Here is a 10,004-nt window from a genome sequence, read left to right as displayed (position 1 = left end):
CCCCAGAATGTGTAAGATTTGCCATGAGGCAAGATGCTTTCAGCGTAAACACGTTGTAAAGAGAACATGCCTGGGTCCCAACCGCAAGAAATCAATGTAGCAGTTTTAGCTTCTTTAGCTACTTTGTCTACATTTGCGAAATGTTCAGGGATACGTGCATGTGTATCGAAGGAATCGATGCAGTTGAAGTATTTTGTTACCATTGGTGTTTGTTCGATAAGGTCTGTTGCAGAACCACCGCAAAGAACCATAACATCGATCTTACCTTTGAAATTAGGCAAATCTTCCATAGTGTATGTAGGAACACCAGACACTGTTTCTAAACCTTTACGACGAGAAAATACGCCTACCAGTTCCATATCTGGTTGCAATTTAACAGATGCTTCTACGCCACGGCCTAAGTTGCCATAGCCTACGATACCAATACGAATTTTGCTCATATTAGCCTCCTATATAATTATAAAATGCAGTGTAATAACTAATATACTTATTATAACATAGAAATTTCTCTTTTTATAATATTCTATAGAGTTATACTACATATATTATGTGGAGAGAATAATTCGGTTGTTATTATTCATCATTATATCGATACATTGCGTATGGGAATATACATAAAAGAAAACATCATATGTGCAAAAATTGACACATATACCCCTACTATATATACAATGAATATATGCATATTATTGTGTATAGTTTGAGGAGGTTATGAGATGAGAAGAACGATAAACCTTGCTGTTATTGCTGCTTTAATTATTACCGGTGCTAGTGCAGAGGTCATGGTGTCAGCCACTACAGTTGAAAGTCATACGGATGGAAAATCTATTGGATTGAGTTTTTGGGGTGAGAATAAACACTATACCGATGATTTGACCGTCAATGTATCTGGTCTTGGTGTAAATGGAAGTAAATACCATAATAACGTTACAGGTATTTATGCCCTTGATGGATCTCAGGTTGACATAGATAAAAATATAAATGTAACGGTTGTAAATCCAGCACCTGCGGAAAGTGGAGAGAAGCGCAGACCAGACTTAGCACACTATTACATGAGTGGTATATATGCTGGTTATGGTGGGGTTACAAATGATGGTAATAATGATGATACCCGTATTACCGTACAAGGTAATGCCAAAGTAGATGCCATTGGCGTAGGTTTGCAAGCTAATAAGGATGGATACATTCGGATTCTAGGTGGGGCAGATGTAAAGACACATCCTTTAACGACATCTGATACATATTCTGCACTTTCAGAAGAAGGATTTGTCTATGTGAATACTGGCATGGATGGATTGAAGCCAGGTGCTAAGGACGTCAATATGTATGGCAATATTGGTTTTATCAATAAAAACTATGGTATTGATACAAATCCACACAATCATGGATCAGAAATTTCATTGGGATTAACGACACCAAATTCTAAATTAGTGGGTGGTGTACTCAATGAATTTGATGAAAGTAACAATAATCCTCATCATGGCGGTTTGAGATTGTATTTACAAAATGGTGCTATATGGCGTAATGAATGGTTAGGCGCTGAACGTGAATACCCTACACAAGGCCGACCAGATACTGCAAATTATCTCAATACAGGTAGTAAGGTAGAGCATCTTATAGGTGGTGCCACAGAAGGTAGCCGCGGCATTATCCAAGCCGTAGATGCACGGCCTATTACGATTAATAATTATGCTGGTCATACAGCTATTGATTATGAAAAAGGTGCACCTGCTGCAGAAAACGGTAAAGGTGAAATTGTAATTAATCATGCTGACCCTGGCTCTTCTGTTACATTGCGTAGTTCAGTAGAGGCTTTGAAAGAACAAGCTAATGCCGAGATTCCAGGATTAGCAGAAAATCAATTTGTGAAGAAAATAGTCTACAATGGATATACGAAGGGTGAGCGAAACCTTGGTGTTAATGTGCATTTAGAAACAGGTGTAATTAGCCCTACATTAAATGCTAAACTTAGCCCAGATGATTTTGATGCAGATGGACGTGCTGTGGTGTCTAATAAAACCGTATTATCCACTAGTGAAAGTGAAATTGTATCCGGTGCTAAGAGTGCATTAGCATCTTCTGTTATGCAAATGCGAGCTGATACCAATGATTTACAACGCCGCTTAGGTGATGTGCGTCTTAACTCCGATAATCAAGGCGTATGGGGCAAATATATTGGTGGTAAATCTAAAATTACAGACTCTGCCTATGTAAATCAAAATTATAATATGGCGCAAATTGGCTATGATACGAAACGAGGAAACTGGATTGTAGGTGGTGCTTTATTGTATGGCACAAATAACAGTGATTATGCACTAGGTTCAGGTTCTGGTAAAACTGCTGGATTAGCATTCTATGGGGCTAAACAATTTAATGATGGCCGTTACTTAGATATCATTGCTAAAGGCAATCGTTTGAAAAATGATTTTACCGTACATAACAGCTTAGGAACGTCGTTGAGTGGTGACTACCGTAATACGGGTGCATCTTTGAGCCTTGAATATGGTAAACGTATCAAGAGAAATAATGGTTTCTATATCGATCCTAGCGCAGAATTGATTCTTAGCCGCTTGTCTGGTGAAAGCTTTGATGCTCGTACGAATACAGGTAGCACAGTTCATATTAATTCTGATGCAGTTAATTCCGCTATAGGCCGCTTAGGCATTGGCATCGGTAAGGAAGCTAAGAATAGTAATGTTTTCCTTAAAGCTGCATTGGCGCATGAATTCTCTGGCAAGATGAAAGCAACCTATAGCATGGCCGGTGAACCAACGACTAATAGCGTAGTAGATTTGAAAGATACTTGGCTTGATCTTGAACTCGGTGGTTCATGGAGTTTCCGTCCAAATACATATTTATATGGAACATTTACTAAAAACTTTGGTAGTACTGTTGATACATCCTATCGTGTAGATGCGGGTATTCGTCATAACTTTTAATTAGTATCTAGATTTAAAATAAAAACGGTTGTGAAACATTCGGAGAGAAGGTTTCACAACCGTTTTGTATTACATATTTTTAGTTATACATGTATTAGAATTGTAAAGTTTTGATGCGTTCTACAGCACGGATTGTATTTTCGCGGCTGCCGAATGCAGTTAAACGAAGGTAACCTTCGCCATGTGGACCGAAACCAGAACCTGGTGTAGACACGATTTGTACCTTTTCAAGAAGAAGATCGAATAATTCCCAGCTTGTCATGTTGCCAGGTGTTTTTAACCAAATATAAGGTGCATCAGTACCACCATATACAGTAAGGCCAATGGATTCGAGGCCTTCTTTGATGATGCGTGCATTTTCTTTGTAGTAAGCGATGTTTGCGCGAGTTTGTTCGCGGCCTTCTTTGGAATATACTGCTTCAGCACCACGTTGAACGATGTAAGGTACGCCGTTAAATTTAGTGCATTGACGACGGTTCCACATAGGATTCAAAGGTTGACGTTCGCCAGATTTAGTTTTGCCTGTTACCTCTTTTGGAACTACTGCGTAGGCACAACGTGTACCTGTAAAGCCAGCAGTTTTAGAGAAGGAACGGAATTCAATAGCTACTTCGCGTGCACCTTCGATTTCATAGATAGATTTAACAGTGTCTTCCGTGCTGATGAAAGCTTCATAAGCGGAGTCGAACATCAAGATCGCGTCATTTTCTTTACACCATTTAATCCATTCGGCTAAGCGTGCACGGCTAAGTACTGTACCTGTAGGATTGTTAGGGGAGCAAAGATATACGATATCTACACGTTCAGAAGGAAATTCTGGAGAAAAATTATTTTCTGCAAATGTAGGAAGATATACAACCTTTTCGAACATACCATCAACAGCTTGACCTGTACGACCGCCCATAACGTTGGAATCAAGGTATACAGGGTATACAGGGTCGGTGATAGCGATGATATTATCTTCGCTGAATAATTCTTGAATATTACCAACATCGGATTTTGCACCGTCAGAAACGAATACTTCGTCCATACCAATTTCGATGCCATATGGTTTGTAATCGCCTTCGATAATTGCTTTACGAAGGAAATCATAACCTTGTTCCGGGCCATAACCGCGGAATGTTTCAGCTTTGCCCATTTCTTGAACAGCCTTAGTCATAGCATCTACGATAGCAGGTACTAAAGGCAATGTTACATCGCCGATACCAAGACGAATAATGTCAGCATCTGGATGAGCTGCTTGGTAATCCGCTACTTTTTTAGCAATGTTAGCAAATAAATAAGAACCTTGTAGGTTTAAATAGTTTTCATTAATATTAGCCATGATGACTCCTTTTTGTAATTTAGAATTCTCTATATATAGTAAAATATAGAAGGAATTGACGCAAGAGGTTTCTATAGAATTTTAAATCTATTATATCATTAATGATAATGAGCCGTTTATTATATAGGACCTACTTGCTTTCATTTTACTTATAGGTTATAATAGTAGAGCTTATTAATGGTAAGCACTTCCTACCCCTATGTGTCGATAGGGGCATTAGTCCGAAAGAGGAGGTGATTTTGTATGAACAAATACGAAGTCATGGTTATTGTGAAACCAGCTGAAGAAGAAGCAACTAACGCTGTCATTGAAAAAGTGGAAGCTTTAATTGCTCGTGTAGGCGGCACAGTAGAAAAGGTAGATCGTTGGGGCAAGCGTCGTCTTGCTTACGCAGTGAAAAAATTCACTGACGGTTTCTACGTATTGGTTAATTTCGAAGCTAATCCAGCTGAAATTAAAGAAATCGACCGTGTGTTGAAAATCAACGATGATGTCTTAAGACACCTGATTGTTAAACACGATGCATAATTAAAGCCTGGAGGAGAAAAGATGAACTCTGTACAAATTCTAGGTAATTTAGCTCGTGATCCTGAAGTACGTTTTACTAAAACTGGTAGAGCAGTGGCAACTTTCACAGTAGCTGCTACTAATACTTATGTTGACTCTACAACCAATGAAACGAAAGAACAAACTGCTTTCATTAATTGCGTTGCATGGGGCAAACTTGGTGAAGCGGCAGGTAATCTTCGTAAAGGCAGTCGCTGCTTTGTAGAAGGTCGCTTGCAAACTCGTTCCTACGAGACTCAGGATGGTCAAAAACGTTACGTTACTGAAGTGGTAGCGAACTTTGTGGGCCAATCCCTTGATATGAATACTAATTCTTTCGATGGTGGGTCCAATTTTGATAGTTTCAGTACAGGCGGCGATGACGAACACATCCCGTTCTAGTGTCCGAGACTCCTACTAATTCGAAAAGGAGGATTCGCAATGAGAAGAGATAGAGGCAGAAAGCCAAGAAGAAAAGTATGCGTTTTCTGTGCAGACCATATCGATCAAATCGACTATAAAGATGTTGCAAAACTTCGTCGTTTCACGACTGAACGCGGCAAAATCTTACCTCGTCGTATTTCCGGTACTTGCGCAAAACATCAACGCAAATTGACTACATCTATCAAACGTGCACGTGCAATCGCTTTATTGCCATTCACTGCAGAATAATTGATGAATCAAGGCGGTATAACCATTTGGTTGTACCGCCTTTTTGCTACATAAAGAGCTGGTTCTGTATGGACTGGCTCTTTTTCTTAGATTGTGGTATATTTTGCAGGAAAACGGTGTTTCTGTAGAACAAATTGTAGCTGATGTAAAAGCATTGCTAAGTTAAAATCTCTACAGAATATAACTTATATAAATATTGTTTATAAATAAATTGAAAAGTAGTAGTTCTTGCTAATTAGCATAGAAACTACTACTTTTTGGATATATGAATATGAGTTATAAATAGTATTTATAAATAAAATATTTTATAGTTTTTTATCAATATGACTATAAATAATAGATGAAGTAGTATATAATAAAAATAGACTGACCCATTTGGATGTATGATACAGTTTTACTAATTTATAAATCTGTATTGGTTAGTATATGAACGTAAACGTGCTTTTGTTGGTGTGTAAAGGGAGATTTGGAAACATTGAAAAAGTTTTTAACTTTGGCCGTGGCTTTGGCTGTAGTCAGCAGTGGTTATCTGTGTGAGGTAAATGGTGCCGCAGAACCGATAACTAAAAAAGCGCCTTCCATCTCAGAATTTAATATATATGTGCCAAAAGAGCTCAATGAACGTCAAAAAGATCTTGTTGAAATCGGACGTTATACAGCTAGCGGAGATCTTGGCTCCTTGAGAGAAACGATTATTTCTGCTATTGAACGCGGTACTTTGACACCTCAAGAGGTAAGTATTGCCATTCGTCAGTTGTACTCTGCAGCGGGTTTAAAGCAAATGAATGCGGCTCTTGCTACATTTGAGCAACTTCGCGAAGAACGCCCTGAGTTTGGTGTAGATTATGATAAACTTGTGCCAAAGCGAGTGGGCTTAAGTGCTCTACTAGGTAATGGCTCAAATAGTACAAATATGGCTGCCAAAATTAAAGCTGATGAAGCATCAACAGCTGTAAAATATAATACATTCCGTATTAAAAAGCCAAAACCACAAAATAGAAACAGATCACGTTTAGGCAAACTTGATCGTGAACTCGTAGCAGCAGCGGCATTAGGTACTCGTGTTGGTAAATCCAATGCGGTGTTTGCTACATCTAAGAAAAGTTTAACAGAGCTTGGTTTGAGTCCACAACAAATTGAATACTTAGAAAATATGCTATCTAATTAATGATGAGCCCTTGTCTTTTCATAATGACAGGGGCTTTTTTATATTACTAATTGACGTAAAGTAAAGCATTTTTCTATAATAATAAGGATAGGTAACAATTAGTTATGTAATATAGTACTTTCAGAATAGACATATAAGGAGTAACGATGCGTCTTCGTAGAAAACCGTGGATTGATGAGGCTATCCACGAGTATGATTCACACATTATTTTATCAGGACAAGAGGCTTATAAAGGCAAATGGAGAGAGGCTTTTTCGCATCCAGAAAGACCATTATACATGGAACTAGGCACTGGTAAGGGACGATTTATTGCTGGCATGTCTGAAGCATATCCAGATGCAAATTTTGTTGGTTTTGAGGTTCAAATCGGTGTAATTTACTATGCAGCACAAAAGATTTTCGAAGCTCAACGGGACAATGCAAAAGTATCTTTGTTTGATATTGCAGGAATTGAAGAAATTGTAGCCCCTGGTGAAGTAGATCGATTCTATATCAATTTCTGTGATCCATGGCCTAAGGCTAAACATGCTAAGCGTCGCTTAACATATCATACATTCCTTGACCGCTATGCACGTTTGTTAAAAGATAATGGCGAAGTACACTTTAAAACCGATAATGAAGACTTGTTTATATTCTCTCTAGATGAGTTCAAAAATTGTGGGTGGGAACTCAAGAATGTCACCTATGATTTACATAGTACAGATTTACCGAATGTAAAAACGGAATATGAAGAGAAATTTAGCGCAAAGGGACAACCTATTTTCCGATTAGAAGCAGTGAAACCGACTGTTACTAAGGAGGCATAATATGTTGCAAAAAGGGGAAAAGAAGGGACACTTTTGGGAGAAAGTGTTTAAGAACGACCTACAAGGCATGTTATTGCCTATAGCGCTTATGGCCTTGATTGGTAGCATTAATATCTTTAGTGCCACCTATGTTGGGTCGATTACAACAGATACTGGATTGTTGGGTTATGCACCGAGACATTTAGGTTATTTATTGGCTTCTGCTATTTTGGGAGTCCTTTTGTATCGATTTGATTATCGTCGATTACAAAATACTAAATTACTGACCTGGATAATGGCATTGACCGCAGTATCCTTAGTGGCTATATATTTGGTCGGTGTAGAGGTCAATGGTGCGCGCCGGTGGATTTCTCTTGGCCTATTCTCGTTCCAGCCATCAGAGTTTGCTAAATTGGCTGCACTCATGTGGACAGCAGCTAAATTGGCGGATAAACCGTGGGTAAAACCCCAATTTACATCTATGATTAAACCTAAGAAGGGTTTGTCTCAAAAAGAGGTAGCATTAGGTTATATTTTTGAACGCGTAAGATATATGGGCTATATGTTGCTTTGGCCAATCATATTTGCTTTGCTCACCATTAAACAGCCGGATATGGGGACTGCCGTATTGATTATAGGTTTCTCCTACCTATTAATATTCTTATCTGGCTTTGAGAAAAGTATATTTGGCTTATCTTTGATGGGGGCTATTGTCGTAGGTATTTATGCTGCTCGTAGTAGTTCGTATCGGTGGGAACGCGTTGTATCTTGGTTTGATCCCTGGTCTTATGCACAGGATAAAGGCTATCAAACTGTACAAGGTTTGTTAGCCGTAGGCTCAGGTGGGTTCTTTGGACAAGGCCTTTTGAATGGTACGTCAAAGTATTTCTATCTACCTGAAGCACATACGGACTTTGCCTTCGCTGTTTGGGCACAGGAAATGGGCTTTTTAGGCGGTATTCTGGTCGTATTCTTAATGGCCATGTTTACGTATTTTGGATTCCGTATTGCTAATAGAGCACGCGATGCTTTTGGTAGATGGTTAGCCATTGGGATTACGATTCTTATCAGTGGTCAAGCATTCTTCAATATCGCCATGGTTTGTGGTATGCTACCTGTAACAGGTGTACCATTGCCATTCGTTAGCTATGGTGGTTCTTCTCTAATGATGAACTGTTTGGCCATCGGTATTTTAGCAAGTATTGCGAGACGTGGCGTAGAAGGTGTTAAACCAGTAGGTAATAAGGAAACGTTACCGTCGTTGCGCGAGGAAACGCAGAGTCGGTTTAGACCGAATAGAACGGTTGAATCTAAATTACCGGGACGTTTTGTACCACCAAATAAACGATAATATATGTGTTGTGTATGAGGGAAAATTATGAACGATTTTATTGATATTCAAGAACGCCCATCATTGGGTAAATTATTGCCACTTAGCTTTCAACATTTATTTGCTATGTTTGGCTCTACCGTACTTGTACCGTATTTGTTGAAAGTCGATTCAGCAACGGCATTATTTATGAATGGTATCGGTACTTTATTATACTTGTTTGTATGTAAAGGCAAGATTCCAGCCTATTTAGGCTCTAGTTTTGCTTTTATTGCTCCTGTCAGTGCGGTATTGGCTGCAGGATTGGGTTATGAGGCAGCTAAAGGCGCCTTTGTCGTATTTGGCTTATCCTTTGTTATTTTATCGTTCTTAGTTCGCTATATTGGTATCGGTTGGATTGATAAATTATTCCCACCAGCTGCGATGGGGGCTATCGTTGCTATCATCGGCCTTGAACTAGCTCCAGTCGCTATGGGCATGGCTGGACTCATCGGTGATCAAAATCTTGGCATGTCTCATGAGCAGGCTATCATAGTATCTATGTTCTCCTTGATTGTGACCTTGTTAGGAACCGTCGTATTCCGAGGATTCCTTGCTGTAATTCCTGTGCTTATCGGCGTAGTGGCAGGTTATATCTTATCTGCTATCATGGGCGTTGTCGATTTTTCCGCTGTTGAAGCGGCACCATGGTTCTCGCTACCACAGTTTTATGGTATGCCTGAATTTGATATCAATGCCATCGTCATGATTATGCCAGCATTATTTGTAGTATTTGCGGAACACGTGGGTCACCTTGTTGTTACAAGTAACATTATATCAAAAGATCTTATGAAAGAACCTGGTTTAGAACGTTCTTTATTAGGTGATGGCCTTGCCAATATTCTTTCTGGTTTCTTTGGGGCTACACCAAATACAACGTATGGTGAAAATATCGGAGTACTAGCAATTACACGGTGCTTTAGCGTTTGGGTTATCGGCGGTGCAGCTATATTGGCTATGATTATTTCCTTCGTGGGCAAGGTAGCCGCTCTTATTCATGCCATTCCGGTCCCTGTTATGGGTGGTGTATCCATTCTCTTGTTCGGTATCATCGCAGCATCTGGTTTGCGCATGTTAGTAGAACGTAAAGTAGATTACACAAACCCTGTTAACATGATTCTTACATCCGTTATCCTCGTTGTAGGCCTTAGCGGTGCAGAACTTGCTGTAGGTCCTGTTGTATTGAAAGGCATGGGTCTTG

At 39.3% G+C, this 10,004-nt stretch carries 10 protein-coding genes; 8 read left to right on the top strand and 2 right to left on the bottom strand.

Translation table 11 applies throughout. From position 1 onward, the window contains the following. On the bottom strand, window positions 1-440 hold a 440-nt coding region (locus RYP29_RS07290), incomplete at its 3' end, for a diaminopimelate dehydrogenase (protein WP_311532800.1). Between the two features lie 276 nt (window positions 441-716). On the opposite strand from RYP29_RS07290, the gene RYP29_RS07285 reads away from it, so the two are divergent. Next, window positions 717-2,939, top strand: coding sequence for an autotransporter outer membrane beta-barrel domain-containing protein (locus RYP29_RS07285; RefSeq protein ID WP_311532798.1), 2,223 nt, complete (start codon window positions 717-719; stop codon window positions 2,937-2,939). A 94-nt stretch (window positions 2,940-3,033) separates the two neighbouring features. Here the strand turns inward: RYP29_RS07285 and RYP29_RS07280 are convergent, their stop codons facing one another. Continuing rightward, window positions 3,034-4,263, bottom strand: a complete 1,230-nt coding sequence (locus RYP29_RS07280) for an LL-diaminopimelate aminotransferase (RefSeq protein WP_156930973.1) — start codon at window positions 4,261-4,263, stop codon at window positions 3,034-3,036. A 243-nt stretch (window positions 4,264-4,506) separates the two neighbouring features. Between RYP29_RS07280 and rpsF the strand changes: the two genes are divergently transcribed. The 7 genes from rpsF to uraA all read left to right on the top strand — a co-directional run. Next, on the top strand, window positions 4,507-4,791 hold the full coding sequence (gene rpsF, locus RYP29_RS07275) for a 30S ribosomal protein S6 (protein ID WP_311532794.1): 285 nt from the start codon (window positions 4,507-4,509) through the stop codon (window positions 4,789-4,791). A 21-nt stretch (window positions 4,792-4,812) separates the two neighbouring features. Beyond that, window positions 4,813-5,211 (top strand): single-stranded DNA-binding protein, encoded by a 399-nt coding sequence (locus RYP29_RS07270; RefSeq protein ID WP_005382135.1) that lies wholly within the window; start codon window positions 4,813-4,815, stop codon window positions 5,209-5,211. 39 nt (window positions 5,212-5,250) lie between these two features. Further along, window positions 5,251-5,481, top strand: coding sequence for a 30S ribosomal protein S18 (gene rpsR / locus RYP29_RS07265; RefSeq protein ID WP_004693795.1), 231 nt, complete (start codon window positions 5,251-5,253; stop codon window positions 5,479-5,481). Window positions 5,482-5,956: 475 nt separating this feature from the next. Further along, entirely contained in the window at window positions 5,957-6,649 is a 693-nt protein-coding gene (locus RYP29_RS07260) for a carboxymuconolactone decarboxylase family protein (RefSeq protein ID WP_311532792.1), read from the top strand. Between the two features lie 146 nt (window positions 6,650-6,795). Then, window positions 6,796-7,455: a tRNA (guanosine(46)-N7)-methyltransferase TrmB gene (gene trmB, locus RYP29_RS07255; protein ID WP_311532790.1), complete on the top strand. Its 660-nt coding sequence runs from the start codon at window positions 6,796-6,798 to the stop codon at window positions 7,453-7,455. Between the two features lies 1 nt (window position 7,456). Continuing rightward, complete coding sequence (locus RYP29_RS07250; RefSeq protein ID WP_311532788.1) at window positions 7,457-8,785, top strand: FtsW/RodA/SpoVE family cell cycle protein; 1,329 nt, start codon at window positions 7,457-7,459, stop codon at window positions 8,783-8,785. A gap of 27 nt (window positions 8,786-8,812) precedes the next feature. After that, window positions 8,813-10,004 (top strand): uracil permease (gene uraA, locus RYP29_RS07245; protein ID WP_311532786.1); only part of this gene is annotated, 1,192 nt, incomplete at its 3' end.

It is taken from the genome of uncultured Veillonella sp., from assembly GCF_963534045.1.
Taxonomy (GTDB): domain Bacteria; phylum Bacillota; class Negativicutes; order Veillonellales; family Veillonellaceae; genus Veillonella.
This window is presented reverse-complemented; position numbering and strand designations above follow the sequence as displayed.

Coding starts and splice junctions, on each gene's coding strand:
- RYP29_RS07285 (WP_311532798.1), top strand. CDS start 717: ATGAGAAGAACGATAAACCTTGCTGTTATTGCTGCTTTAATTATTACC.
- RYP29_RS07280 (WP_156930973.1), bottom strand. CDS start 4,263: ATGGCTAATATTAATGAAAACTATTTAAACCTACAAGGTTCTTATTTA.
- rpsF (WP_311532794.1), top strand. CDS start 4,507: ATGAACAAATACGAAGTCATGGTTATTGTGAAACCAGCTGAAGAAGAA.
- RYP29_RS07270 (WP_005382135.1), top strand. CDS start 4,813: ATGAACTCTGTACAAATTCTAGGTAATTTAGCTCGTGATCCTGAAGTA.
- rpsR (WP_004693795.1), top strand. CDS start 5,251: ATGAGAAGAGATAGAGGCAGAAAGCCAAGAAGAAAAGTATGCGTTTTC.
- trmB (WP_311532790.1), top strand. CDS start 6,796: ATGCGTCTTCGTAGAAAACCGTGGATTGATGAGGCTATCCACGAGTAT.
- RYP29_RS07250 (WP_311532788.1), top strand. CDS start 7,457: ATGTTGCAAAAAGGGGAAAAGAAGGGACACTTTTGGGAGAAAGTGTTT.